18 protein-coding genes and 1 pseudogene are annotated in these 25,554 nt (G+C 68.7%); 8 read left to right on the top strand and 11 right to left on the bottom strand.

Annotated elements, in window-relative coordinates:
• The first annotated feature begins 529 nt into the window (after positions 1–529).
• A complete protein-coding gene (locus tag MZV50_RS09485; protein WP_252634213.1) occupies positions 530–2,170 on the top strand; it encodes a pectate lyase in 1,641 nt (546 codons plus the stop codon).
• Position 2,171: 1 nt separating this feature from the next.
• On the opposite strand, the gene MZV50_RS09480 is transcribed toward MZV50_RS09485, so the two are convergent.
• From MZV50_RS09480 to MZV50_RS09465, 4 genes are all read right to left on the bottom strand, one after another.
• On the bottom strand, positions 2,172–2,921 hold the full coding sequence (locus MZV50_RS09480) for a hypothetical protein (protein ID WP_252634212.1): 750 nt from the start codon (positions 2,919–2,921) through the stop codon (positions 2,172–2,174).
• A gap of 166 nt (positions 2,922–3,087) precedes the next feature.
• Entirely contained in the window at positions 3,088–3,351 is a 264-nt protein-coding gene (locus MZV50_RS09475) for a helix-turn-helix domain-containing protein (RefSeq protein ID WP_252634211.1), read from the bottom strand.
• A 115-nt stretch (positions 3,352–3,466) separates the two neighbouring features.
• Positions 3,467–3,919, bottom strand: coding sequence for a hypothetical protein (locus MZV50_RS09470; protein ID WP_252634210.1), 453 nt, complete (start codon positions 3,917–3,919; stop codon positions 3,467–3,469).
• A gap of 31 nt (positions 3,920–3,950) precedes the next feature.
• Positions 3,951–6,776 (bottom strand): ATP-dependent DNA helicase, encoded by a 2,826-nt coding sequence (locus tag MZV50_RS09465; protein ID WP_252634209.1) that lies wholly within the window; start codon positions 6,774–6,776, stop codon positions 3,951–3,953.
• A 58-nt stretch (positions 6,777–6,834) separates the two neighbouring features.
• Here MZV50_RS09465 and MZV50_RS09460 point away from each other — a divergent pair.
• Positions 6,835–9,393 (top strand): annotated as a pseudogene (locus MZV50_RS09460) (ligase-associated DNA damage response DEXH box helicase).
• Positions 9,390–10,097 carry a ligase-associated DNA damage response endonuclease PdeM gene (gene pdeM / locus MZV50_RS09455; RefSeq protein ID WP_252634205.1) on the top strand — a complete coding sequence of 236 codons (708 nt, stop codon included), beginning with the start codon at positions 9,390–9,392 and terminating at the stop codon, positions 10,095–10,097. Before MZV50_RS09460 ends, pdeM begins: the two are co-directional and overlap by 4 nt.
• Before the next feature lie 12 nt (positions 10,098–10,109).
• Here pdeM and MZV50_RS09450 read toward each other — a convergent pair whose 3' ends face one another.
• The 4 genes from MZV50_RS09450 to MZV50_RS09435 all read right to left on the bottom strand — a co-directional run bounded on the left by MZV50_RS09450 (position 10,110) and on the right by MZV50_RS09435 (position 15,231).
• Complete coding sequence (locus MZV50_RS09450; protein ID WP_252634204.1) at positions 10,110–10,571, bottom strand: DUF3429 domain-containing protein; 462 nt, start codon at positions 10,569–10,571, stop codon at positions 10,110–10,112.
• Positions 10,572–10,574: 3 nt separating this feature from the next.
• Positions 10,575–11,327, bottom strand: a complete 753-nt coding sequence (locus tag MZV50_RS09445) for a TIGR02186 family protein (RefSeq protein ID WP_252634203.1) — start codon at positions 11,325–11,327, stop codon at positions 10,575–10,577.
• 20 nt (positions 11,328–11,347) lie between these two features.
• Positions 11,348–12,271 (bottom strand): sulfite exporter TauE/SafE family protein, encoded by a 924-nt coding sequence (locus MZV50_RS09440; RefSeq protein WP_252634201.1) that lies wholly within the window; start codon positions 12,269–12,271, stop codon positions 11,348–11,350.
• 80 nt (positions 12,272–12,351) lie between these two features.
• Positions 12,352–15,231, bottom strand: coding sequence for a peptidoglycan-binding protein (locus MZV50_RS09435; RefSeq protein WP_252634199.1), 2,880 nt, complete (start codon positions 15,229–15,231; stop codon positions 12,352–12,354).
• Between the two features lie 208 nt (positions 15,232–15,439).
• Here MZV50_RS09435 and MZV50_RS09430 point away from each other — a divergent pair, with 208 nt between their 5' ends.
• Positions 15,440–15,655, top strand: a complete 216-nt coding sequence (locus tag MZV50_RS09430; RefSeq protein WP_252634198.1) for a hypothetical protein — start codon at positions 15,440–15,442, stop codon at positions 15,653–15,655.
• Here the strand turns inward: MZV50_RS09430 and MZV50_RS09425 are convergent.
• A complete protein-coding gene (locus tag MZV50_RS09425) occupies positions 15,652–17,316 on the bottom strand; it encodes a phosphatidylglycerol lysyltransferase domain-containing protein (protein WP_252634196.1) in 1,665 nt (554 codons plus the stop codon). The two genes, MZV50_RS09430 and MZV50_RS09425, sit on opposite strands and share 4 nt — an antisense overlap.
• Positions 17,317–17,490: 174 nt before the next feature.
• Here MZV50_RS09425 and MZV50_RS09420 point away from each other — a divergent pair, with 174 nt between their 5' ends.
• From MZV50_RS09420 to MZV50_RS09405, 4 genes are all read left to right on the top strand, one after another.
• Positions 17,491–18,696, top strand: coding sequence for an acyl-CoA dehydrogenase family protein (locus MZV50_RS09420; protein WP_252634195.1), 1,206 nt, complete (start codon positions 17,491–17,493; stop codon positions 18,694–18,696).
• 8 nt (positions 18,697–18,704) lie between these two features.
• The gene (locus MZV50_RS09415) at positions 18,705–19,316 is read left to right on the top strand and encodes a 2-hydroxychromene-2-carboxylate isomerase (protein ID WP_252634193.1); all 612 of its coding nucleotides are present in this window, start codon (positions 18,705–18,707) and stop codon (positions 19,314–19,316) included.
• Positions 19,316–20,449 carry an acyl-CoA dehydrogenase family protein gene (locus MZV50_RS09410; protein ID WP_252634190.1) on the top strand — a complete coding sequence of 378 codons (1,134 nt, stop codon included), beginning with the start codon at positions 19,316–19,318 and terminating at the stop codon, positions 20,447–20,449. The genes MZV50_RS09415 and MZV50_RS09410 overlap by 1 nt, the downstream gene beginning before the upstream one ends.
• Positions 20,450–20,802: 353 nt before the next feature.
• A complete protein-coding gene (locus MZV50_RS09405) occupies positions 20,803–21,447 on the top strand; it encodes a Crp/Fnr family transcriptional regulator (RefSeq protein ID WP_252634189.1) in 645 nt (214 codons plus the stop codon).
• 30 nt (positions 21,448–21,477) lie between these two features.
• Here the strand turns inward: MZV50_RS09405 and pyk are convergent, their stop codons facing one another.
• Both pyk and MZV50_RS09395 read right to left on the bottom strand, forming a co-directional pair.
• The gene (gene pyk / locus MZV50_RS09400) at positions 21,478–22,908 is read right to left on the bottom strand and encodes a pyruvate kinase (RefSeq protein WP_252634188.1); all 1,431 of its coding nucleotides are present in this window, start codon (positions 22,906–22,908) and stop codon (positions 21,478–21,480) included.
• A 19-nt stretch (positions 22,909–22,927) separates the two neighbouring features.
• Positions 22,928–25,405: a glycoside hydrolase family 3 protein gene (locus MZV50_RS09395; RefSeq protein WP_252634186.1), complete on the bottom strand. Its 2,478-nt coding sequence runs from the start codon at positions 25,403–25,405 to the stop codon at positions 22,928–22,930.
• Positions 25,406–25,554: the final 149 nt, after the last annotated feature.

The raw sequence follows: 25,554 nt of genomic DNA, 5'->3' as shown, positions 1-25,554 counted from the left end.
TGAACGCGCCCGCCATGCGACCGCTGGACGCACAGCGCACGTTGTTCGAGGAATAGCGTGCGCCAGACTGTGAAGGATCGTTGAAGGCCAAGCATAGCCTTGAATGAAAACGCCCCCGAACCTTGGGGTCCGGGGGCGTCGTCCTGTTCCCCAACAGGACGGCGTCGGCAGCGCTGAACTTCGAGCGCGGCGGCGTCGCCTCAGAAACTTGCTGGGCGTCATTTCGCCGAACCGAGATCGACAGGCAACGCGTCCACCTGTCGCAGGCCCCATTTCGGGTATGCTGTCGAGGAAGAAATCGTTTTCAATCAAGGCGTCAGACGGAAACACAAATTTCCGTCGCGACCAGCCGCCGCATGCGCGCTGGCGTGGGCCGTCGCAAAAATGGATGGCCAAATCAATGACACCGGTAGCAAACTGTATTCCAGATCGTCGCTGCAAGACGACGGGGCCCGCGTTGGCCCGGGAGGAACACTTGAGATACGCCCCTTCCGGCTCGATGTCGGCTCCGCGTCCGTCGGAGTACCCCATGCCGCTCAGCCCCATTTCCCGCCGCCGCCTGATGGCCACCTCGGCCGCCGCCTTCGCCGCCGCCGGCGCGCTCAGCCCGCTGAAGGCCCTGGCCCAGACCAGCAAGGCCCAGGCGCTGGATGTCATGAAGAAGGCCTCGAGGTTCATGGTCGAGAAAGCCGCCTACAAGGGCGGCTATGTCTGGAGCTACCTGCCCGACTTCTCGCGCCGCTGGGGCGAGATGGAAGCCTTCCCGACGATGATCTGGGTCCAGCCCCCCGGCACCGGCACGGTCGGCCATGTGTTCCTGGACGCTTATCACGCCACCGGCGACGAATATTACTACGACGCCGCCTGCAAGGCCGCCGACGCCCTGATCTCGATCCAGAACCCGGCCGGCGGCTGGAACTATATCGGCGACCTGGCCGGCGAGGCCTCGCTGAAGAAATGGTACGACACCATCGGCAAGAACGGCTGGCGGCTCGAGGAATTCCAGCATTACTACGGCAATTGCACCTTCGACGACGAAGGCACCGCCGAGTGCTGCAAGTTCATGCTGCGCATGTACGTCGAGAAGAAGGATCCCAAGTACAAGGCCGCCTTCGACAAGGCCCTGAAGTTCGTCCTGGAAAGCCAGTACCCGGTCGGCGGCTGGCCCCAGCGCTATCCGCTGAAGGACGAGTTCCACCACCACGGCAATCCCGACTACACCAGCTTCATCACCTTCAACGACGACGTGGTCGGCGAGAACATCGAGTTCCTGATCATGGTCTATCAGGCCTTGGGCGACAAAACCGTCCTGGAGCCGATCCGTCGGGCCATGGACTGCTACGTCGCCTGCCAACAGCCCGCGCCCCAGGCCGGCTGGGGCCTGCAGCACACGGTCGCCGACCTGAAGCCTGCCGGGGCCCGCACCTACGAGCCCAAGGCCTTCGCCACCCACGCCTCGGCCAGCTGCGTCTCGCAGCTCCTGACCTTCTACCAGCTGACGGGCGATCCGAAGTATCTGGCCCGCGTGCCTGAAGCCCTGGCCTGGCTGGACAGCGTGCGCCTGCCCGACGACGTCATGCCCGGCAAGGCCCGCTATCCGACCTTCATCCAGATCGGGACGAACAAGCCGCTCTACGTGCACCGCACGGGCTCGAACGTCGTCAACGGCCGCTACTATGTCGACGAGAATCCGGAAAAGACGGTCACCCACTACTCGTCGTTCCGCAATGTCGACGTGGCCGGCCTGCGCGCGCGCTACGAGAAACTGAAAGCCACCCCGCCGGAGGAGGCCAGCAAACACTCGCCGCTGAAGGGCACGCGTCCGTTGCCCAAGTACTTCATGGTCAAGGACCTCTCGGTCGACGACCTGACCGTGGGCGGCGATCTCTCGAGCTCGGCGACCAAGCGCGTCAGCGCCGACCCGGCCAAGGTCGCCAAGCTGACGGCCGAGCTGAACGCCGAGGGCTGGTGGCCCACGCCCCTGACCCAGACCAGCCAGCCCTATATCGGCGACGGTCCCGCCACGCCGACGCCGGGCGACTTCTCGGAGACCAAGGTCGGCGACAAGTACGACACCTCGCCCTATCCGGATCCGCATCCGGCGATCGGCATCTCGACGGGCGCGTTCATCGCCAACATGGCCACGCTGATCAAGTTCGTGGACGCCTAGACTAGGCGATCAAACGCGTCTCGGCCGGGCTCACCTCGGCCAGCAGCCGGCCGAGCGCGTGCTGATAGATCGCGATGTCCTTCTGGTTCCGCGACAGCACCTGGCGTAGCGCCTTGGGGCTCAGCAGCGTCTCGGCGGAATCCTCGGCGGGGGTGACGTTCAGGCGCTCCACCCGGGGCGCTCGCCCCTCGAAGGCCATATCGGCCCAGGCCAGCGACTCGTAGGGGTGCTCGCAGACATAGAACCAGACCATCCGGTCGATCATGTCCCGCGCTGTCGCCAGGTCCTGTTCGTAGACCGGCGACCAGCCCGAGCCGGTCAGCTGCCGGCAGTGATGGTCGTAGGTGTGCAGCACCACTGCCGGGTCGTCGCAGGTCACGAAATCGTCCAGCGACAGGCGCTTGGCCAAGCTGACGGCTCGGAAGCGCGGGTCGCGCGACTGGGCGTCGGTGATCTCCACCACATGCCGGAAATAGCGATAAACCGAGACCACCCGGTCGACCGGCCAGCGGAAGTTGGTCGCGGCCGGCATGCCCTCGCCCACCGCCTCGTAGATGTCGAAGCCATAGTGGCCGGCGTAGAAGTCATAGCCGGCGAACGCCTCGTAGCGACCGGCGTGCTGGGCGTGTTCGGTCGCGTCGTTCTCTATGCGCGGGCCGCGTCGGGCCGGCGGGAACAACTGGCTCAAGGCGCCGACGACCGACGTCCCGCCAGCCTTCGGGTTGTGAAAGAAAAACAGTCGATCGAACACGCCACGCCTCGACGCTGACAAGGCGCCGTTTCAGACGCCACTGGATGTCGAACGAGGAAGCGCTGCCATTCCGTCGGCAATCCGGCGGTGATTTGTGAGAAACGTAGATTTTTGTGTCACGTCCGAAAACGTCCGCGCCCGGAACGCACACACACATCCCCCACTGTCAGGAGTGTGCGCGTCCCAAGGCGGCCCGTACGACGTCCGGCGCGTGGTCGATGACCCTCAGATAGGCGGTCAGGGCCGCGTCGGGGCGCGCGTCGCCGTGCTCCAGATCCTCCAGCAGGGTCAGGTCGATATGGAAGATCCGCGCAAAGTCGGCCTGGCAAAGGCCGGTCCGCCATCGCACCGCCTGGACCAGGGCGCGGGCGGATCGCGCGCGCGAGGGCGTGGCGGCTTCGTCGATCGCGGGGTCGGCGGGTCGGGTCATGATCGGTACGCTCCTACTGACGCCTCCCCTATGAGAGTCTTTTAGGACCTCCCGATTGCAGAAATTCGACGGCTTTGAGTCATAGCGCGTCAGGCTTCTCGGGGACGCATCGGGATCAACGCGGCGCGGTCAGGGCCCGGGCCTTGGCGTCGACCTGATCGACGCCGCGCAGCGGATCGCCGGACGCCTCCAGCATGCTGTTGAAAACCTTCAGGTCGCCGGTCGTGATGTGCTTCACCTTCTTGTCGCGCGACCATTCCAGCCCGATCAACTGACCCAGGCGGCAGGCCTTGGGCAGTAGGGCCGGCTGCTCCTTGGGCCCGCCCTTGGTCAGCAGCTTGCCGACGATGTCATTCCAGTTCGGCGCGCCCGGCAGGCAGAACGGCAGGTGGTCGCAGTCGCCCGTCCAGAAGCGCTTGTACCAGCGGGCGTGCTCGGCGGTGTCGTACTTGAGCCCCACGCTGGGCGCGATCACGCCCCGACAGTCTCCCCGGACGAACTCCTGGGCATTGGCGGCGCCAGCAGCCAGCAGGACCACGGCGAGGATGAAACCGGACGGACGGATCAAAAACGAAACCCTGAGAAAATCGGAGCCGTTCTTAAGAGCGATCCTTCGACAGAAATGCGGCGGTGCCCTCGATCGCTTCGACCAAGCTTACCCGTTCCAAGGTTACACCCTCCGGCAAGCTTGAGAACAGCCGCGTCGGCGCGGCCGCGTCCAGCATGACGAACACGCCCCGGTCGTCGGCCCGGCGGATCAGGCGGCCGAAGGCCTGGCTGATCCGGGCGCGGGCCGCGGCGTCGTCATAGCCCTTGCCGCCGAAGCGCAGACGGCGGGCCTTGTGCAGCACGTCCGGACGCGGCCACGGCACGCGGTCGAAGACCAGAAGGCGCAAGCTGCGGCCCGGCACGTCCACGCCATCCCGGATCGCGTCTGTCCCCAGCAAGCACGCGTCCTCCTCGGCCCGGAAGATGTCGACCAGCGCCCCCACTTCCAGCGGATCGACATGCTGCGCATACAGAGCAAGACCGTTATCGGCCAGCGGCGCGGCGATGCGCTCGTGCACGGCCTTCAGCCGGCGGATAGCGGTGAACAGGCCAAGGCCTCCGCCCCCGGCGGCCAGGAACAGCTCGCGCATGGCGGCAGACACCTGGCGCGGGTCCTCCTTGTTGACGTCGGTGACCACGAAGGCCTTGGCGTTGTTCTCGTAGTCGAACGGCGAGACCAGCCGCAGCACCTTGGGCGCGGACGGCAGGCGGGCCGCGCCCGTGCGCATCTCGGCCAGGGCGAACGGATCCTCCAGGGCCGGATCGACCAGGGTGGCGCTGGTCACCAGCACCCCGTGGGCCGGCGACAGCACCGCCGCGCGCAGCGGCTCGGTCGGATCAACCCAGTGCCTGCGACAGGCGGCGTCGACGACGCGGCCGTACAGGAAGGTGGCCTCGAACCAGTCGACGAAGTCCGGATCGGTCTCGGACGGATCGACGTCGTCCTCCTCGATGGCCTTCAGGATCGAACGCCAGGCCGGCAAGGTCATGCGGGCGCGGCGGTCCAGGCCGCGCAGCGCGCCCTCGATCCGGGCGCGCTCGGAGGGACCCAGGTGCTCGGCGTCCTCGTCCAGCACGTCTTCCAGAGCGCGAGCCAGGGCCAGCAGCGGGGCTTCGATGGCGGCCAAGGCCTTCGCCGCTTCCGGCGCGCGCTCGCGGACCAAGTCGGTGGCCGGCCGGGCGTCGCATTGCAGGCCCAGGTCCGCCCCGCCCCGCTCGCTGGTGCGGGCGCGCAACTGCTCGATCACCGCGACCAGGAAGTTCTCGATCGGCCCGATCGGATTGATCTGGCCGTCCGGCGGCGCGACCCGTCCCGACCAGCCCTCGCCCGGCAGGGCGGCGGCGGCCTGGATGACCTGGTTCATCGCCCCGCGCGCGCCCTCACGGTCGCCCAGGATGTCCAGCAGGCGCGCTTCCAGGCCGCGCCCTCGGCGCCCTCGCCCCTCCGGGCCGCGGATCCAACGACGCAGCTCCGCCGCCTCGGCGCCGGACAGGGCGGCCGAGAAGGCGCTGTCGGCCGCCTCGAACAGGTGGTGCCCCTCGTCGAAGACAATGCGCTTGAGGCTGGTGGTCTCGTTATCGCCCTTCAGCCCCCTCGCCGTCCGCGCGCCGTCGAAGGCGGCCTGGGTGAGGACGAGGGCGTGGTTGGCGATGACGATGTCGGCGCGCTTGGACGCCCGCACGGCCTTCTCGATGTAGCAGATGCGATAGTGCTGGCAGCCGGCGTGGATGCACTCGCCGCGCCGGTCGACCAGGTTCGAGGGACTGGCCTGAGCCGAAGGTGGAACGGCGGAGAGCGTGGGCAGCCAGGCCGGAAAGTCGCCGCCGGTCATGTCGCCGTCGCGGGTCGCGCGGGCCCAACGGGCGGTCAGGGCCAGACCGATCAGGTCGCCGTTGCCCAGCTGGGCGCCGTTGATCTGCTCCTGAAAGTTCAGCAGGCAGAGGTAGTTCTCGCGCCCTTTTCGCACGACGGCCTTCCTGGCGCGCTCCTTGGGGTCGGGATAGATCGACCGGCTCTCGCGCTCGATCTGGCGCTGCAGGGCGCGGGTGTAGGTGCTGACCCAGACCGACGGCCCGTTGGCTTCGGCCCACAGCGAGGCGGGCGCCAGATAGCCCAGCGTCTTACCGACGCCGGTGCCGGCCTCGGCCAGCATCATGCGCGGCTCGCCCTCGCGCTCGCGCGGCTGGAAGGCGTAGGCGGCCTCCTTGGCGAAGGTGGCCTGGGCCTCGCGGATCTCTTCCAGCCCCGAGCGTTGCAAGAGCTGGGTCAGGCGCTCGCCGGCGCGCTCCGGATCGATCGGCCGCGACCCGGCCTCGCCCGGCGGGGCCTGGTCCTCCCACTCGGCCAGGCGGGCCCAGACGTCGAGGCCCGAGCCCCGGAACTGGTTGCCGACCGGGACCGAGCGCAGCGCGCCGATCACGGCGGGTCCCCACGACCAGCCGGCCTTGGCCAGGGTCTCGGCCACGGCCAGGGCCTCTTCGCGCGAGGGGACCGGCGTCAGGGCCAGCTCGCGCAGCAAGGCGTCGGCGCTCTCGCGCAGGCTCTGGGCCTGCTGGGCCGCGCCGTGCGGCTCGGCCAGACCCAGGGCCATGGCCAAGCCCACGGCCGAGGGCGCGCAGAACGTCGCTGGGCGGGCGAAGGCGTGGAGTTCCAGCACGTCGAACAGGCGCGGATTGCGCGCGGGCGGCGACAGGTTCAGCCGGCGCGCCGTCATGGCCGCGTGGGCCACCAGCACCGGGCCGTGCTCGAACAGGTCGCGGGCGTCCGGCGGCCGCAGCATCCGGCCCTCGCCGCCGCCGTCGGCCACGCCGGCGCGCGGCCCGGGCAGGACGACCAGGGCCGGAGCCAGATCCAGAGTCGGCGGGGAAGCGGTCACGCGAGTCTGTTAGCAAAACCCCCGTGAAACAGAAAGAGAACATGCTATATCGCGGACAATGTCCGCGGCGTCCGCCCTTCCTCCCAAGTTCCGAGACTGGTTCGCCAAACGCGGCTGGAGCCCGCGCGAGCATCAGCTGGCTATGCTGGAGAAGGCGCGGGCTGGGCGCGGCGCTCTGCTGATCGCGCCCACGGGCGGCGGCAAGACCCTGGCCGGCTTCCTACCCAGCCTGATCGAGCTGGCCGAACGCCCGCCGCGCAACACCCCGGCCGGCATCCACACCCTCTACATCTCGCCGCTGAAGGCCCTGGCCGTCGACGTCGAGCGCAATCTCCTGACGCCTATCCGCGAGATGGGCCTGCCGATCGTGGCCGAGAGTCGCACCGGCGACACGGGCGAAAGCCGCAAGGCCCGTCAGCGCGTGAGGCCACCGGACATCCTGCTGACCACACCCGAGCAGTTGGCCCTGTTCTGCGCCTGGGAAGGCGCGCGCGAGTACTTCGCCGACCTACGCTGCGTGATCATCGACGAGGCCCACGCCATCTGGCCGTCAAAGCGTGGCGACCTGCTGGCCTTGGGCCTGGCGCGCCTGCAGCAGTTCGCGCCGATGATGCGGCGCGTAGGGCTGTCGGCGACGGTGGACGATCCGGACCTGGTGCGGAAGTGGCTGGGAAGCAATCCTCCCCCTAGCGGGGGAGGTGTCGGCGAAGCCGACGGAGGGGGAAGCGGCAAGTCCTCAGAACTTCCCCCTCCGGCCTCCGGCCACCTCCCCCGTCAGGGGGAGGATTTTGAACCTGGCATCGACCTCGTCCTCGGCTCCGGCGGCGCACAGCCCGTCGTCGAAGTCCTCGTCTCCGGCGGCCGGGTGCCGTGGGCGGGCCACACGGCCGAGCACGCCATGGCCGAGGTCTACGAGATCATCAAGCAGGCCCACACGGCGCTGATCTTCGTCAACACCCGCTTCCAGGCCGAGTTCGCGTTCCAGCGCCTGTGGGAGCTGAACGAGGCGGACCTGCCAATCGCCCTGCACCATGGCAGCCTGTCGGCCGAGCAGCGCCGCAAGGTCGAGGCCGCGATGGCTCGCGGCGACCTGCGCGCCGTGGTCTGCACCTCGACCCTGGACATGGGTATCGACTGGGGCGACGTCGACCTGGTCATCCAGCTGGCCGCGCCAAAGGGGGCCTCGCGGATGGTCCAGCGGATCGGCCGCGCCAACCACCGCCTGGACGAGCCCAGCCGCGCCCTGTTCGTACCCGCCAGCCGCTTCGAGATGCTGGAGTGCCGCGCCGCCGCCGACGCCATCCTGGAAAACCACCTGGACGGCGATCCGCCTCGGCTCGGCACGCTGGACGTCCTGGCCCAGCACATCATGGGCTGCGCCTGCTCGGAGCCTTTCAAGCTGACCGACCTCTATGACGAGGTCCGATCGGCGGGCCCCTATGCCGAGCTTTCCTGGGAGGACTTCGAGACCGTCGTCGACTTCGTCTCGACCGGCGGCTACGCCCTGCGCACCTACGACAAGTTCCGGCGCATCGTGCAGACACCGGAAGGTTTCTGGACAGCCCGCAACGCCCAGGCTCGCCAGCAGCACCGGATGAACGTCGGGGCCATCGTCTCGCCGGGCATGATCAACATCCGCATCGGCGGCGGCCGACGTCCTATGGGGGGCCGCAAGATCGGCGAAGCCGAGGAAGGCTATTTCGAGCAGCTGACGCCCGGCGACACCTTCATCTTTGCCGGTCAGGTCTGGCGGTACAACAGCCTGATCGGGGCCGACGCCTTCGTCTCGCCCGCGCCGAACGACGATCCCAAGATGCCCAGCTGGGGCGGCTCGAAGTTCCCGCTGTCGACCTATCTGGCCAGCCGCGTGCGCCAGATGATGCACGACGAGCGCGAATGGACCGCCCTGCCCCCGGACGTCCAGGAGTGGCTGGCCTGGCAGAAGATCCGCTCGGCGATCCCCGACGAGGGCGAGATGCTGCTGGAGACCTTTCCGAACGGAAAGCGCTTCCACATGGTCTGCTATCCGTTCGAGGGACGACTGGCCCACACCACCCTGGCCATGCTGCTGACGCGCCGCCTCGACAGGTTGGGTGTCGGGCCGCTGGGCTTCGTCTGCAACGACTACGCCCTGAACTTGTGGTCGCTGCGGCCCATGGACGGTCTGGATCTCGACGAACTGTTCGCCCAGGACATGCTAGGCGACGACCTGGAGGCTTGGCTGGACGAGAGCTTCATGATGAAGCGGGCCTTCAAGCACTGCGCCCTGATCGCCGGGCTGATCGAACGCCGCCACCCTGGCGCCGAGAAGTCCGGACGGCAGGTGACCTTTTCGACCGACCTGATCTACGACGTGCTGCGCAAACACCAACCCGACCACCTGATGCTGCGCTGCGCCCGCCACGACGCGGCCACCGGCATGCTCGACATCGCGCGGCTGGGCGACATGCTCCAGCGCGTGAAGGGCCATATCCGCCACATGCCGCTGGACCGCGTCTCGCCGTTCGCCGTGCCGATCATGCTGGAGATTGGCCGCGAACGCGCCCCGGGCGACGCCGCCGGCGAGATGATCCTGGCCGAGGCCGAGGAAGACCTGATCGCCGAGGCCATGCCATGACCCGCTTCCGGCCTTCCACCTGCGGCGGCCTGCGGATCGCCCTGGCCAATGTCGAGGTCATGCTGCGCTGGTCCGGCGCCCTGTGGCTTGAGCGCGAGGAGGCGCTGATCGTCGCCGACCTGCACTTCGAGAAGGGCAGCAGCTACGCCGCGCGCTTCGGTCAGATGCTGCCGCCCTACGACACCCGCGAGACCCTGGACCGGCTGGACCGCGAGATCGCCCTGCTCGCGCCCAAACGGCTGATCTTCCTAGGGGACAGCTTCCATGACGGCGCCGGCGAGGCGCGGCTGGCCCAGGATGACCATCGGCGGCTGGAGGGTCTGGCGACGGGCCGCGAACTGGTCTGGGCGGTAGGCAACCACGACGCCGACGGTCCCAAGGTCCTGCCCGGCGAAATCATCGACGAGGCCGAGGTTTCGGGCCTGACCCTACGCCACGAACCCCTGCCCGGCGTCCAGCTCGGCGAGGTGGCCGGCCACCTTCACCCGGCGGCCAGGATCACCAGCGGCCGGGCCACGACGCGCCGGCGCTGTTTCGTCACCGACGGCCAGCGCCTGGTGCTGCCGGCGTTCGGCGCCTTCACCGGCGGCCTGAACATCCTGGACGCTGCGTTCTCGAACCTGTTCGCCGGCCCGATGCTGGCGGGGGCGCTGGGCCCCAGCCGCGTCCATGCCGTGGGGATGAAGTCCCTGCGGCCGGACTAGGCCGCGAACACTTCACATATGCAGCGCCTGCTCCAGCGAGAAGGCCAGCGAAATGGCCGCGCCGGCGGTCAGCAGGGTGCGCATGCGCGGGCGCCAGGTGGGGCCGTCGTGGTCGGTGACGTCCCAGACCCATTGCAGCAGGAAGACCAGCAGGAAGCCCGACAGCTGCCAGGCCGGGTCGAACTTCAGCTCGCCCAGCAGCAGGCCAAATCCGGCCAGCGGGAACAGAAGGGACAGGCCCAGAACCGACCAGCGCGGGCTGGGATTCTCGATCTCGAGGCCGCTGCGCACGCCCCCGAAGTACGAGACCATCGCCGCCGAATAGGCGAGCAAGGCGACCAGCGCCGGCTTCTGGATGGGATCAGGGCCGTAGCAGAACAGGCCCGATGCAATGAAGAAGGGCATGATGGTCGACAGACCAAAGACCCATACCGCCGGCGGCACCGGCGTCCGCCCCGCCGCGGACTCGTTCATGACTCAACTCCTTCGGAAGGCGACTGAAGCCGCCCACCCTGCCCCGAGCGCGACTATTACCGACACAAGCCCATAGGTCCACGGACGATCTTTCGCGAACAGGTAGAGGGCCCGTTCGGCCCCGGCCTTCTCGACGACCAGGGTCCGGTCGCGGATCGAGACCGGCTTGCCGTCCTGGAACAGCACGATCCGGGCAGTGTACTGGCCGATCGGCGACTCGGCGGGCAGGTCCAGTTGGGCGCGGAACAGGCCCTTATCGACGAAGCGGACCCCTTGCGGGTCGGCGGCGTAGAGGCCGGCCTTCTCCTTCAGGCGCAGCACCGCCCGCCGCCAGTCTAGATAGTCCGCGCCGAGGCGGCTGACGACGACGTCACGGACGCCATAGGTCGTCTCGACCCGTTGCTCCATCGGCGCGGCGATGGCCAGATGCTCCAGACCCGCGCCTAGGTGGCGCAACGGCGCGAAGCCGGCGATGTCCTGCAGCGGCCGGGTCGAGGCCACGCGGTAGAAACCCGGCGCGCCGCGGAACACCACGGGCCGGCTGTTGAGCCACAGGCCCGCGACCTGGGTCTTGCGGGCGATGCGCAGGGGCGTGTCCGGCCCACGCACGATGACGACGATGTCGCTGGGCCGGTCCCTGGGATCGAAGACGGCGCCGTACAGCACGATCCGCGCGCCCCGGAAGCCGGAGCTGACGCGGATTTCCGTGTCGGTCAGGGCGGCCGACAAGGCCGGCGCGGGAGGCGCTTCGACCATTGGGATCGCGGGGGGCGGGATCATCGCGTCGTCCCCGTCATCAGGACGAAGGCTTCCTCGGGCTTGAGGAACAGGTCCGCGCCCATCCGTAGGCCGACGGCCAGGACGAGCAAGGCCAACAGCGCTCGCAGTTCCTCGGCGCGGAAGCGGCCCGAGGCCCGCGCGCCCAGCTGGGCGCCGATCACCCCGCCGATCAGCAGCAGGGTCGCCAGCACGATGTCGACGGTCTGGTTACGGCCGGCCTGCAGCACGCTGGTCAGCGAGGTGGTGATGACGATCTGGAACAGACTGGTGCCCACTACCACGGGCGCGGGCATGCGCAGCAGGTAGATCATGGCCGGCACCAGGATGAAGCCGCCGCCCACGCCCATCACCGCTGACAGGATCCCGACGAACACGCCCAGCACGATCGGCGGAATGACGCTGATATAGAGCCGCGAGCGCGGGAAGCGGACCTTGAACGGCAAGGCGTACAGCAACAGCGGACGGCGGTCGCGGCGCGGCTTGGGCGGCTGACCGCCGCGCCGGCGCAGGATCGCGCCGACGGACTCGATCAGCATCAGTCCGCCGATCACGCCCAGGAACAGCAAGTAGGAAACCGAGACGGCCAGATCCGCCTGGCCGATCAGCCGCAGCCAGCGGAACACCTCGACCCCGGCGAACGAGCCGATGGCTCCGCCGCTGGCCAGCACCGCGCCCATCTTGAAGTCGACCACGCGCTTCTTGCTGTAGGCGATGACGCTGGAGACCGACGAGGCGGCGACGTGGTTGGCCTCGCTGGCCACCGCCACCACGGGCGGAATGCCCATAAACACCAGCACCGGCGTCATCAGGAAGCCGCCGCCGATGCCGAACAGTCCCGAAATGAAGCCCACGAGCCCGCCCAGCGCCACCAGCAGCAGCGCGTTCACCGAAACCTCGGCGATGGGAAGATAGACGTGCAAAGCTTTGGGCGGCCCTTGCGGCTTCAGGGTTTATCCTGATTGCCGGCTGGGCGCGCGGGCGTCAACGCGAAGCGGACGGACTACCGCGCGTAGACCGACAGGCGGTTCAGCGTCTCGGCGTCCACGCCGCCCGAGGCCGGCAGGCCCTGGTCGCGCTGGTAGGCGGCGATGGCCATGCGCAGGGCGGGCGAAGCGACGCCGTCGCGCGGACCCTGATAGTAGCCCAATTGCGACAGCACGCCTTGGGCCAGGCCCAGATTGGCGTCGGCGGCCGGCGCGGGGCTGGACAGGCTGGCGGTCGATTGCGCCTGAGGCCGGAAGGCCTGGGCCGAGCGATCGGCGGTCTGCTGGGCCTCGGCGGTCAGCTGGGCGCGCAGGGCGGTGGCGCGGCTACGGGCGGTGGCGTCACCGGCGCGGCCGGCGATCACGAACCACTTGTAGGCCTCGGCGGGATTCTTGCTGACGCCGTATCCGCCTTCGTACAGCTGAGCCAGGTTGAACTGGCTGTCGACCAGTCCGAGGTCCGCGGCCTTGCGGAACCACACCGCGGCGGCGGCGACGTTGCGCGAACCGCCAACGCCCTTGAAATTGTAGAGCGCGATATCGTGCATGGCGCGCGGATCGCCGCCCACGGCGGCCCGTTCGGCCCAGCGCCGCGCCTCCGGCATGTCAGCCTTCAGGCCACCCTTGCCGCTCTCGAACAGTTTCGAGAGATAGAATTGCGCGGCCGGATAACCGCCGTTGGCGGCCCGCTTCAGGGCCTCGAGACCCGAGCGGTCGCCGCTCTCGATCTTGCGGACGCCGTCCTCGAACAGGACCTTGGCCTCGTCGGAAGGCTGAGCCGGGGCGATCTCGCCCTGAACCGGCAACGGCTGCGTGGCCGACAGGGCCACGGCGGCGCGCGGCGCGGCGTCGGCCTCCGCCTTGCCCCCGACATCGGCCTGACGGTCGGCGACGCGCGGCGTGGTCGCGCCGAAACCCTCGCCATTCAGCAGCAACAGGCCGCCCACGCCGGCGCCCAGCGCCGAGGCCGTGCCGACCGCGATCGCGACCGTGGCGACAGTCGCGCCGAGACGGTTCTTGGCCTTCCGGCTCTTGAAGCCGCCGAACAACGAGCCGCCCTTGGCCTTCTTGTCCGGCTTGGGGCCACCCTTGGCTTCCGCGGCCGCGGCGGCGCGCGCGGCGGCGCGCGCCTGCTCGATGATCTCGCGGGTCGACAGCGGACGGGCCGGCTCGACGGGCGCAAGATCGGCGACGTCCGGTTCGGCCTCGTAGCGCGGCGCCTCCGGTTCGAAGCCGTCGGCCATCGCGTAGTCGTCATGGCCGAAGCCGCGATCCTGCAGGTCGGCGGCCGGGAAGTCGTCGTCGTCGAACGGCGATGCGGGCGAAAGCGGCGCGTCACCGAACACGTCGGCGTCGTCGATGATGTCGTCATGGCCACTGAACGAGGCGGCCTGGCTGAAATAGCTTTCCTCGAACGGCGACGCCGCCGGCGGCGCGGCGCGGACCGGCTCGGCCTCGGGCGCCAGGACCGAAGCAGGAGGGGTCTGCTCCAACTTGCGTTGAGCGTCGTGCAGGCGGGTGTCGATCTTCTCGCGCGCTTCCTCCAGCATGCGGAGCGTGCGTTCCTCGCTCTGGCGGATGCGATCGACCAGCTCCTGGCTGGAGCGCTCGTGGCGCTGGTTCAGGCGCTCGGTGACGCGGGAGACCTGCTCGCCGACCTCGTCGATGGCCAGGGCGTTGCGGCGCTCGGCGCTGCCGATGCGCTCGGCCAGCTTCTCGGTGATGCGGGCGATCTCGCCGCCCAGCTTCTCCAGCGCCTGGGCCTGGACGGTGTCGTTGCGGGCCAGCTTGTGCTCGACGGACGCGGCGATGCGGGCCACTTCCCCGCCCACCTGCTCGATGGCCGCGGCGTTGCGTTGTTCCGAGCTCTGGACCCGGCGGCTGAACGCGTCGGCGACGCCGACGAACTCGCGGCCCATGCGCTCGATGGCCTGAGCCGAGCGCTGCTCGGCGGCCTGCACGTGCGCGGCCATCTCGCCCAGCTTGCGCTCCATGCGATCGAAGCGGCCGTCGGCGCTTTCACGCAGCTTGGCGGCCATCTCCAGACGGGCGGCCTCCATCTTCTCGCTGAGGCTGGCGGCGAGGCCATCCAGGCGTTCCTGGACACCGGCGGCGGGGTTGGCGCCTTCGACGGCGCCCAAGCGCTGATCCAGCGCCGAAAACGACGAGCTCAATTCGCGCAGAGCCTCGCTGGTGCGGGTTTCGGCGGCTTCGAGCCGTTCGCCCAGGCGCGCCACGACGGCGTCGACCAGGGCGGACGGATCTTGCGGCGCGGCGGGCGATTGTTCGTTCAGGCGGGCTTCCAGCGCCGCGATCGCTTCGCGGGTCCGGGCCTCGCCGTCGTAGAGATGGCTGGCGACCTTGCCCAGCGCCCCTTCCAAGGCGCGCAGAGCCTCGGCCGAACGCGGTCCGGCCGCCTCGGCCTCGATGCGGCGCACGCGTTCGCCCGCGCGGGCCTGCTCGGTCTTGAGTTCGTTCACGGCGCCTTCGAAACGGGCGGCGACAGCGATCTGTTCACGCTCGGCCTGTCCCAATCGCGTGAGGGCGTCACGGACCGAGTGGTCGATGCCGGAAATGGCCGCGGCGTTGCGGCCTTCGGCGGCTTCGATACGCTTGGTCAGGCGGTCCATGGCCACGGCCACGCGGCCGACCTCGTCCGCCGGATGCTCCGCGACCTCGATGCGCGACGGCGCGTTATCCTTGACGATTTCCAGATAGGCGCGGCCCGGCCTGTCGCCAGAGCCCGCGTTAGAGTCCGGCGTCTGACCATCGCCCTCGATGATCATCCGATTGAGCCACTCGCCCAGAGTCATGCCGGAGCGACGCGCGAGGTCCTTGGCGACCTCCCGTGCCTTGGGGTCGATCCCCTTTACGCTCCATGGCGACGCCGCCGTCATGCGAATCGATCTCCCCGCACCTGGGGAAAACGCTAGTCAGCGATTCCTAGGGTGTAAACGCGACGAAAACGCCAGATCTTGTGGCGTTAAGATTCATTGTGGAGGAATCGGGACAGAGTTCGAACGTTCTGTAGCGCGCTTCAAATGCAAGAGGGTTAACGCAGGTTAACCATTTGCCAGGCGGATTGTCGCAGGCCTAGAAGCGGCCATGGACCTGCCCCTGACCGCCGCCGCCGCGGCCGTGTTTCTCGTTCTCGCCGTTCTGTTCGGCTGGCTCGGCGCCCGTCCCATTAACGTTTTAAAGGGCCCGCGCATGATGCCGTGGCGCCCGATGATGATGGTCTGCGTCGTCGCCCTGATGCTGATGATGGTGCATCTGGTGAACCTGCTGGGGGTCCAGACCGGCAACCAGCCGCGCTACTAGGTCGCGGGCGGCGCGGGCGCCTTCTTGGGCCGTTTGGTCAGGCCCGACACCCCGCCCGAGGACAACAGGCCGATGTCGGCGAGCAGAAAAGGGATGGCCCACTTGTGGGGCGCGGCAATGTAGCGCGGCTGCCAGACCGGGTCGTACTTGTCCTTGTACCGGCGTACGCCCTGGAAATTGTAGATCTCCTCGCCGCGCTCGTAGAGCAGCCGACCCACGCGCGACATGATCGGGGCCAGGGGGCGGTCCTCCAGACCGGCCAGCGGGGCCATGCCGAACTCGAACGCTTGGTAGCCCTCGTCCTTGCCCCACTGCAGCAGCTCGACGAACAGGTAGTCCATGACGTTCTTGGGCGCCTCGTCGGAATAGCGCATCAGGTCCATCGAGAACGAGGTCTTGCATGCCGTCAGCCACAGGGTGGCGAAGGCGACGATCTTGCCCTCCTCGCCGCGCACCACCGCGACCGGGAACTCGGCCACGTAGCGCGGGTCGAAGCCGCCCATCGAGAAGCTCTTCTCGCCGCCCGCGTGGTGGCTGAGCCAGGCGTCTGAGATGGCGCGCAGTTCGCCCATGATCTCCAGGGCCGCGCCGACGGGCAGGATCTCGAAGGCCGCCCCGCCCTCCCCGGCCTTGCGCCAGTTGCGGCGCAGGACCTCGCGACGACGACCGACCAGGCTGAAGGCCTCCAGCGGCACAGCGGCGCTCTCGCCGGTCTTCTGGATGGCCAGGCCCAGGTCGACGGTGTCAGGCAGATCCTCGGGACCCAGACCGTAGAAGCCGGCCCGCGCGGCGTGGGCGTCGGCTAGTTCGCGGAAGCGCCAGAACAGCTCCATGCGCTCTTCGTTCTTGCCGATCGGCGCGCCCAGGGCGATCCACGAACGGCCGCGCACCCCGAACATCAGGAAGCTCTCGCCCGAGGCCGAGAACAGGAAGCGTTTGTCGCCCAGCAGGGCGAGGTTGGCGCTGGGCTCGGCGTCCTCGGCCTTGGCCAGGATAGCGCGGACGCGGTCGAACTCGGGATCGGTGTCATCGACCACGGCCGGCGTCGCGGCCGTGGCGATCAGGCGCCAGACGCCGACGGCCAGCAGCACGATGGCGGCGGCCACCGACGAGCGGATGGCCCGGGCGGCCTCGTCATGATCCTGCAGCACGCGGATCCAGGACTTGTCGGCGAACTCGGTGTGGTTGAACGACCACCAGCCCAGCAGGCCCGCGCCGGCGACGACGGCGGCGGCCGACAGCAGCCAGCCGGGCGTGATCTCCATCTTGGTCAGGGCGGCCTTGCGTGGGAAGGCGTCGTGGAACGGGACGATGGCCAGGAAACAGACGGTCAGCATGGCCGTCTCCTCCCAGTTCAGGCCCTTGAAGATCGCCAGCACCGCCGAGGCGGCCAGCACCATCAGCGCCGCCCACCAGGCCGCGCCCAGCCGCGCGCGCAGGCCGAACGCCAGCAGCAGCAAGACCAGACCCAGGATCGAGGAGAAGAAGTGGCTGATCTCGATCAGCAGATCCGGCGCGAAGGCCAGCAGCAGCAGGAACCGGGTCGGCTCGGACGGCGTGGCCCCGGAGGCCAGCAGCATGACCCCGGCGGACGCGGTCAGGATCGCCGCCAGGGTCGGGGCGATCGCCAGAGCCGCGGGCCTGAAAACTGTCGAGGACATCCAGATCCCGAAGAGACGAATCCCCGGCGGGATTCAGCAACGAGCCTTCGTATAGCGCGCAAAGCATGACGTGGTCGCTGGTGATGACGCGAACGATCGTTTGAATCGACTTGCCGCCGCCGTCGCGAGGCGTAGTGTGTCGGCCCATAACCGTCCGCTTAGGGAGATGAGACGATGGCCGACTTCGGGGGAACCGAACTCGACGCCTTCCGCGCCGAGACCCGCGCCTGGCTGGAGGCCAACTATCCGAAATCCCTGAACGCGCCGATGGGCGAGGACGACGCCCCGTGGGGCGGCCGCAAGATGGTCTGGAAGAATCCCGACGCCAAGCTGTGGCTGGACCGCATGGCCGAGCGCGGCTGGACCGCGCCGATGTGGCCCAAGGAATACGGCGGCGGCGGCCTCTCCAAGGCCCAGAACAAGGTGCTGGAGCAGGAACTGCGCCGCCTCAAAGCCCGTCCGGCCCTGATGAGCTTTGGCATCTGGATGCTGGGCCCGGTGCTGCTGGAATACGCCACCGAGGAACAGAAGCGGCGCTTCCTGCCCCAGATCGTCAAGGGCGAGATTCGCTGGTGCCAGGGCTATAGCGAACCCGGCGCCGGCTCCGACCTCGCCGCCTTGCAGACCAAGTGCGAGGACAAGGGCGATCACTACCTGATCAACGGCCAGAAGGTATGGACCAGCTACGCCGACCAGGCCGACTGGATCTTCTGCCTGGTGCGCACCGATACCTCGAAGAAGCACGAGGGCATCTCGTTCGTGCTGTTCGACATGACCTCGCCCGGCGTCGAGGCCCGGCCGATCAAGCTGATCAGCGGCTCCTCGCCCTTCTGCGAGACCTTCTTCGACAACGTGAAGGTTCCCAAGGAACAGCTGGTCGGCAAGCTGAACGGCGGCTGGGATATCGCCAAGCGGCTCCTGCAGTACGAACGCCAGAACATCAGCGCCTCGGGCTTCGGCGGTGGCGGCGGGCTCTCGCCCGTGGAGGCGGCCAAGACGGAGATCGGCGTCGACAGCGAAGGCCGCATTGCCGACGGCGATTTCCGCGCCCGCCTAGCCGCCCATTCGATGGACGCCCACGCCTTCATGCTGACCGTGCGCCGCGCCGAGGCCGAGTCCAAGCAGGGCTCGGGCCCCAGCGCCGCCGTCTCGATCATCAAATACGCCGCCGCCAAGATGAACCAGGAGCGCACCGAACTGCTGGTCGAGGCGTTGGGTCTGCAAGGCCTGGGCTGGGAGGGTGAAGGCTTCGCCGCCGAGGAACTGGCCGCGCCGCGCGCCATGCTGCGCGCCAAGGGCAACTCGATCGAGGGCGGCACCAGCGAGGTGAACCTCAACGTCGTCGCCAAGCGGGTCCTGGGCCTGCTGGATCACCAGTAAGCTGATCCATGATCGAGTTCTGGTACGAGTTCGCCTCGACCTACTCCTATCCGGCGGCCATGCGCATCGAGCGGCTGGCCGCCGACAAGGGCGTGGCCGTGGCTTGGCGGCCGTTCATCCTGGGTCCGCTGTTCCATGAGCAGCAGGGCCTGAACGATAGTCCGTTCAACGCCGTGCCCGTGAAGGGTCAGTACATGTGGCGGGACCTGGAGCGGGTCTGCGACAGCCAGGGCCTACCGCTGCGCCATCCCAGCCAGTTCCCGCGCAACAGCCTGCTGGCCGCCCGCGTGGCGATCGTGGGCCTGGAGGACGGCTGGGCCCCGGCGTTCAGCCGCGCCGTCTACCAGGCCAACTTCGTCGACGACCTCGATATTGGCAGTCCGGATGTCCTCGCCCCGCTGATCGCCGAGGTCGGCGCGGGTCCCGAACACGTCCTGGCCGCCGCCCAGTCCGATCCGGTCAAGGCCCAGCTCAAGCAGCACGTCGCCATGGCCAAGGAACGCGGCCTGTTCGGCGCGCCCAGCTTTCTCACCGCCGACGGCGAGCTCTTCTGGGGCAACGACCGTCTGGAACAGGCCCTCGACTGGGCCGTCCGTCATCAATCCAGGGAGCACGCCTGATGGCCGTCCTGACCGAAGAACAGACCATGCTGCGCGACGCCGCCAAGGGCTGGACCAGCCAGAGCGCGCCCGTCGCCGCCCTGCGCAAGCTGCGCGACGGCAAGTCCAAACAGAGCTTCGACCCCGCCGCCTGGGCCGAGATGGGCGAGATGGGCTGGGCGGGCGTGATCGTCCCCGAAGAGCATGACGGCTCCGCCTTCGGCTATCTGGGCCTGGGACTGATCCTGGAAGAGACCGGCCGCACGCTGACGGCCTCGCCCCTGCTCTCCTCGGCCATGATCGCCGCCTCGGCCCTGCAACTGGGCGGTTCGGACGCCCAGACGTCGACTTGGCTGCCCAGGATCGCCACCGGCGCGGCCGTCGCCACCCTGGCCGTCGACGAGGGCTCGCACCACAACCCGGCCCGCACGGCGCTCACCGCGACCAAGAGCGGCGCGGGCTACGTGCTGAACGGGATCAAGACCTTCGTGCTGGACGGCGAGGCCGCCGACCTGCTGATCGTCGTCGCCCGCACGGGCGGCGCGCCGGGGTCAACCGACGGCCTGACCCTGTTCCTGGTCGCCGGAGACGCGCCAGGCGTCACCCGCGCCCACCTATCGCTGATCGACTCGCGCGGCGCGGCCAAGATCGCCTTCGACGGCGTCGAGGTCGGGTCCGAGGCCATTCTGGGCGAGGTCGACAAGGGCTGGGCCGTCCTGGAGCCCGTCCTGGGCCGCGCCTATGCCGGCCTGGCGGCGGAGATGCTGGGCAGCGCCAGCGCCGCCTTCGACATCACCCTGGACTACATCAAGACCCGCACCCAGTTCGGCCAGGTCATCGGCACGTTCCAGGCCCTGCAGCACCGCGCCGCCAAGTGGTTCACCGACCTGGAGACCACCCGCTCGTGCGTCGAGGCCGCGTTGGAGGCCCTGGACGCCGGGAATGACAGCCGCGCCCTCGCCTCCCTGGCCAAGGCCAAGGCCAGCGAACTGGTCCACATGGCCTCCAACGAGATGGTCCAGATGCACGGCGGCATCGGCATGACCGACGCGCATGACGCGGGCCTCTACATGAAGCGCGCGCGCGTCACCGAGGCCCTGTTCGGCGGCGCCAGCTTCCACCGCGATCGCTACGCCCGCCTGATGGGCTTTTGACCGCTCCCCTTGACCGAAGCTCCAAAAGGCCGCCGACTTCGGCGGCCTTTTTCTTGTCGATATTATATTACCTCAAGTTGATAACGGCCCGCATTGAGTAGTTATGTCGGGAATCCGACAAATCGTCCGCATACCAAATGATGGCTCCCAACAGTGAGTTTCGCGGACTCATTTATTTTTGCCGCGCTCCTGACTGCATTGTGTCGACTAAGCGACGGCGCGGTACAGCTTACCCACCTATAGCTTGCAACCCTTGCCGCTCAGACGGCGTTCGATTCCGCATGACTAGGCCGTTAGCGACCTTGAAGAACCGACTGCTTTTCGCATTGCCGTCCGAAGACAGGGGCCTGCTCATGCCTCATCTGTCCCTGGTCGATCTCGACAAGGGCCGCCTGTTGTATGACCCAGGCGACCTGATCGATCAGGTCTATTTCCCGACGGACTGCGTCATTTCGCTGATGACCCTGATGGAGAGCGGCGCGGCCATCGAGTCGGCCACGATCGGCCGCGAAGGCGCATTGGGCCTGATGGCCGCCGTGGCCCCACGCCAGTCCTTGAGCCGCGCCATCGTCCAGGCACCCGGCTCGGCCCTGCGCGTCGCCGCCGGCCCGTTGCACGAGGCCTGGAGCCGCAGCGCCGCCCTGCGCGACCTGGTCGACCGGCATAACGAGGCCCTGTTCGGCCATGCCATCCAGTCAGTGGCCTGCAACGCCCTGCACGCGGTGGAGGCGCGTTTCTGCCGCTGGCTGCTGTCGTGCCACGACCGCATCGACAGCAACACGGTCAGTCTGACCCAGGAGTTCCTGGCCGACATGCTGGGCGTTCAGCGCACGACAGTGACGGCCGTGGCCGGCTCGATGCAGGCCAAGGGCCTGATCCGCTATCGCCGCGGCGTCGTCGACATCCTGGACCGCGGCGGCCTGGAGGCCATGGCCTGCGAGTGCTACGGCGCGGTGCGCAAAAGCTACGAGCGGCTGCTGCCCGCGTCGTTCGGCTGATCCTTCCCCCGCAATGCGGGGGAGCATCGATTATCGACGCCGCCCCGGCCCCGGCGCGTGCGCCAGGCGCAGCAGGTTGGCCGCGCCCGGCGCGCCGAACGGCGTCCCAGCCACAACCAGCAGGCGTTCGCCCGGCGCGACCAAGCCCAGTTCCAAAGCCTTGCTCGAGGCGTCGGTGGTGACGACCTCCAGGCTGTCGGGCTGGGCGCTGACCCGGGACTCGACGCCCCAGACCAGGGCCATGCGGCGAACGGCGTTGATGTCCGGCGACAAGGCCAGGACCGGCTGCAGCGGGCGTTCCCGCGAGAGCCGCCGCGCGGTCGCTCCGGTCGTGGTGAAGGCGACCAGGCACTTGGTCGAGCCGGCCTTGGCCGCGCCGGCGGCGGCGACCACCAGCACGTCGGCGTCGACATCGTCGTGGATCTGCTCGGCCTGCATCAGTTCGGGCCAGCGCGGGTCGCGCTCCACACGCTCGATGATGCGGTTCATCATCGAGACCGACTCCTCGGGATACTCGCCGGCCGCCGATTCCGCCGACAGCATCACCGCGTCCGCGCCTTCGTAGACCGCGTTGGCCACGTCCGAAGCCTCGGCGCGGGTCGGCGTCGGCGAGCTGATCATCGATTCCAGCATCTGGGTGGCGACGATCACCGGGATGCCGCGCTCGCGCGCCGCCCGTAGAATGACCTTCTGGGCCACTGGCACTTCTTCGGGCGCCATTTCGACGCCGAGGTCGCCCCGGGCCACCATGACGCCGTCGCACAGGTCGAGGATCGGACCCAGCACCTTCAGGGCCTGGGGCTTCTCGATCTTGGCGAGAACCGCGGCGCGGCCTTCGACGATGCGGCGAAGCTCCGCCATGTCTTCCGGCGCCTGCACGAACGACAGGGCCACCCAGTCGACGCCGAGACGCAGGGCGAAGGCCAGGTCCTCGCGGTCCTTGGCCGTCAGCGGCGACATCGGGATCACGACGTCCGGCACGGCCACGCCCTTGCGCTCGGACAGCTTGCCGCCATTGACGACGGTGGTGTTGGCGTAGCCCGGACCGGCCTCGGTCACGGTCATGCGCAGCTTGCCATCGTCCAGCAGCAAGGTCGCGCCCGGCCGCATGGCGGTCAGGATCTCGGGGTGCGGCAGGTGAACACGCGTCTCGTCGCCCGGGCTCGGGTCGCTGTCGAAGCGGAAGGCCTGGCCAGCTTGAAGGATCACCGGGCCATTGGCGAACTTGCCGACGCGCAGCTTGGGGCCTTGCAGGTCGGCCAGGATGCCCAGCGGGCGCCCGACGATCTTCTCGGCCTCGCGGATCGCGGCGTAGACGGCCGCGTGGGTCTCGTGGGCGCCGTGGCTGAAGTTCAGGCGGAACACGTCGGCCCCGGCCGTGGCCAGGGTGACGATCATGTCGAGCGAACTGGAAGCAGGCCCGATCGTGGCGACGATGCGGGAGCGACGGGCGCGGATCATGCCGTCGCTCCTTCTTTGGTTAGTTCGATGGACAGAAGGCGTCGCCCTCGTTGGACGCCAACCTCAGCTCCGTGAACGTCAGCGTCATGCGACCCGACGTCGACAGCGAGAACGGGGACGAAACATGCGTCACGTCCGCGCCCTTGGCCATGAAGCAGGAAAGTTTGATCTTGGCCGTACGCCATTCGCCGAGTTTCGCACCTGACAACGTTGACGTCACGTCTACCGCCGCCCCGCAGGATTCGCCACAGACGATCCCGAGGGAAACAGGTTTCTCTGGGGACGCATCGACGCGATAGCGGATCATGACGGCCATGTCGCCGGTGGTCTGGCGCGACAGGTCGACGGGTTGGCCCAGCACGCTCAGCGCGCCCGCCCCCTCGCCGCTCCATACGGCCTGGCGGGCGTTCTCCTGCGCCCCGGCGTCGATCGCCTTCACCGAGACCGCGCCGGCGGCGTTCATCGTCCACGGCGCGGGAACGTGGCCGGCCACGAAATAGCGGTCGACATTGACCGCCGCCGAGGCCGTTCCGGGGTTCTCCGACAGTTGCGCGACCTTGCCCGGCTTGGCGTAGCTGAGGCCATAGCCATAGACGAACTGCGGGTCGTAGCCCGGGTCGCCGACATTGATCGGCTCCTGGTCGGCCCGCTTGGGCCACGAGTACGAGAGCTTGCCGCTGAAGTCGTGGCGCGGCTTGCCCGCCGCATCGCCGACAAGCACGTCCGCCACGCCGCCGCCTTCCGACCCCGGCAGCCAGGCCGCGACGAAGGCGTCCGAAGCGTTGATCTCGGGATTGGTCCACAGCGGACGGCCGCTCAAGAACACCGACACCACGGGGATGCCCGCCGCCTTCAGCTTCTTCAGCAAGGCCAGGTCGGTCTTGTCGCCGGCCTGGTATTCGACGCTGGTGATGTCGCCCTGGAACTCCGCATAGGGATTCTCGCCGAACACCACGATGGCCACGTCGGGCTTCTGTTTGAAGTCACCCGAGACCGACAGCTCGGCGCTGCCGCCGCCAGCCTTCAGCGCTTGCGCGATACCGCCGTAGATCGACTGGCCGTGCGGGAAGTCGCTGTTCTTGTTGCCCGTGCCCTGCCAGGTCAGGGTCCAGCCGCCGGCCGCCTTGCCGATGTCGTCGGCCCCGTCGCCGGCCACCAGCACATGGGCCGAGCTCTTCAGCGGCAGCACGCCGTCGTTCTTCAGCAGCACCAGCGACTTGCGGACCGCCTCGCGGGCGACGGCGCGGTTGGCGGCCGACCCCAGGAGCTCATACTTGCCTTCGAGAGGCCGCTTGTCCGCGAACAGACCCGCCTTGACCTTGACCCTCAGGATGCGCCGCACGGCGTCGTCGATGCGCGCCATCGGGATCTGGCCGGCCTTAACCTGGGCCAGGGTGTTGTCGTACAGGCCCTTCCAGCTGTCGGGGGCCATGATCATGTCCATGCCGGCCAGATAGGCCTGGGCGCAGTTGGTGTTGGTGCAGCCCTCGACCTGGCCGTGGGCGTTCCAGTCGCCGACCACGAAGCCCTCGAAGCCCAGCCTCCCCTTCAGCACGTCGGTCAGCAGGCTCTTGTTGCCGGTGTGCTTGACGCCGTTCCAGCTGGAGAACGAGACCATCACCGACAGGATGCCCGCGTCGATCGCGGGCGGGTAGCCGGCGGCGTGCAGGCGGACCAGATCCGCCTCCGAGATCTTGGCGTCGCCCTGGTCCTTGCCGCCCTCGGTGCCGCCGTCGGCCAGGAAGTGCTTGGCCGAGCCGGCCACATGACCGGGGGCCAGCGGCTTGCCGGCGACCAGCGCCCCTTGCAGGCCCAGGGTCATGGGCCCCGAATAGGCCTTCACCACCTCGGGATCCTCGGCATAGCCCTCGTAGGCGCGGCCCCAGCGCTCGTCGCGCGGCACGGCCACGGTGGGCCCAAAGGTCCAGTCCGCGCCCGTGGCGGCCATCTCCAGCGCCGTGACCTCGCCGATGCGGCGGATCAGGTCGGGATCGCGCGCCGCGCCCAGGCCGATGTTGTGCGGGAAGATGGTCGCGCCGACGACATTGTTGTGCCCATGCACGGCGTCGACGCCGAAGATGATCGGGATTTCCTGGTGACCACCGCGCTTTTCCAGCGCCGCGGCGCGGAAGGCGCGGATCCACTCCACCCAGCGCTGGGGCGTGGCGCGGTCGTTGCCGTCGGGGGCGCTGTTGCCGCCGACTAGGACCGAGCCCAGCCGGTATTTCTTCAGCTCCTCCGGCGTGATCGAGGCGCCGTCGGCCTGGATGGTCTGGGCGACCTTCTCCTCGACGGTCATCTGGCTCATCAGCCGGGTGACGAAGGCCTCGGTCTTGGCGTCGGTGATCGTCGCCGGGCTGGCGGCCTTGGGCCAGGCGTCCGGATGAGCGATCGCCGCCGAGGCGCCTTGGGTCTGGGCGAGCGCGCCTTGCGCCAGACCGCCGGCGAAGATCAAGGCCAGGGCGGAGGCGGCGGCGAGACGACCGGATACGGACATGATGTTTCCCAGGATGCGCCCGCCCCCCGGCGGACCATGTGAAATGTCGAGAAAAGCGCTCGGCGCGGCGCTTGCGGGGTGACCGCGCCGAGCGAAAGAAAAGCGGTCAGGGCCGCTTGGAGGGGAGTGATCGTGCGCACAGGATGGCG

Origin of the sequence: Caulobacter segnis, assembly GCF_023935105.1 — a bacterium.
GTDB classification, from domain to species: Bacteria; Pseudomonadota; Alphaproteobacteria; order Caulobacterales; family Caulobacteraceae; genus Caulobacter; species Caulobacter segnis_B.
The sequence above is the reverse complement of the archived record's forward strand: the minus strand, read 5'-3'. Positions and strand labels throughout refer to the sequence as shown.

What these genes read in the sequence shown, in the direction of transcription:
- MZV50_RS09410 (WP_252634190.1), top strand. Translation starts at nt 19,316, where the DNA reads ATGGCCGTCCTGACCGAAGAACAGACCATGCTGCGCGACGCCGCCAAG.
- MZV50_RS09395 (WP_252634186.1), bottom strand. Translation starts at nt 25,405, where the DNA reads ATGTCCGTATCCGGTCGTCTCGCCGCCGCCTCCGCCCTGGCCTTGATC.
- pyk (WP_252634188.1), bottom strand. Translation starts at nt 22,908, where the DNA reads ATGATCCGCGCCCGTCGCTCCCGCATCGTCGCCACGATCGGGCCTGCT.
- MZV50_RS09475 (WP_252634211.1), bottom strand. Translation starts at nt 3,351, where the DNA reads ATGACCCGACCCGCCGACCCCGCGATCGACGAAGCCGCCACGCCCTCG.
- MZV50_RS09420 (WP_252634195.1), top strand. Translation starts at nt 17,491, where the DNA reads ATGGCCGACTTCGGGGGAACCGAACTCGACGCCTTCCGCGCCGAGACC.
- MZV50_RS09485 (WP_252634213.1), top strand. Translation starts at nt 530, where the DNA reads ATGCCGCTCAGCCCCATTTCCCGCCGCCGCCTGATGGCCACCTCGGCC.
- MZV50_RS09405 (WP_252634189.1), top strand. Translation starts at nt 20,803, where the DNA reads ATGCCTCATCTGTCCCTGGTCGATCTCGACAAGGGCCGCCTGTTGTAT.
- MZV50_RS09435 (WP_252634199.1), bottom strand. Translation starts at nt 15,231, where the DNA reads ATGACGGCGGCGTCGCCATGGAGCGTAAAGGGGATCGACCCCAAGGCA.
- MZV50_RS09445 (WP_252634203.1), bottom strand. Translation starts at nt 11,327, where the DNA reads ATGGTCGAAGCGCCTCCCGCGCCGGCCTTGTCGGCCGCCCTGACCGAC.
- MZV50_RS09415 (WP_252634193.1), top strand. Translation starts at nt 18,705, where the DNA reads ATGATCGAGTTCTGGTACGAGTTCGCCTCGACCTACTCCTATCCGGCG.
- MZV50_RS09450 (WP_252634204.1), bottom strand. Translation starts at nt 10,571, where the DNA reads ATGAACGAGTCCGCGGCGGGGCGGACGCCGGTGCCGCCGGCGGTATGG.
- MZV50_RS09425 (WP_252634196.1), bottom strand. Translation starts at nt 17,316, where the DNA reads ATGTCCTCGACAGTTTTCAGGCCCGCGGCTCTGGCGATCGCCCCGACC.
- pdeM (WP_252634205.1), top strand. Translation starts at nt 9,390, where the DNA reads ATGACCCGCTTCCGGCCTTCCACCTGCGGCGGCCTGCGGATCGCCCTG.
- MZV50_RS09430 (WP_252634198.1), top strand. Translation starts at nt 15,440, where the DNA reads ATGGACCTGCCCCTGACCGCCGCCGCCGCGGCCGTGTTTCTCGTTCTC.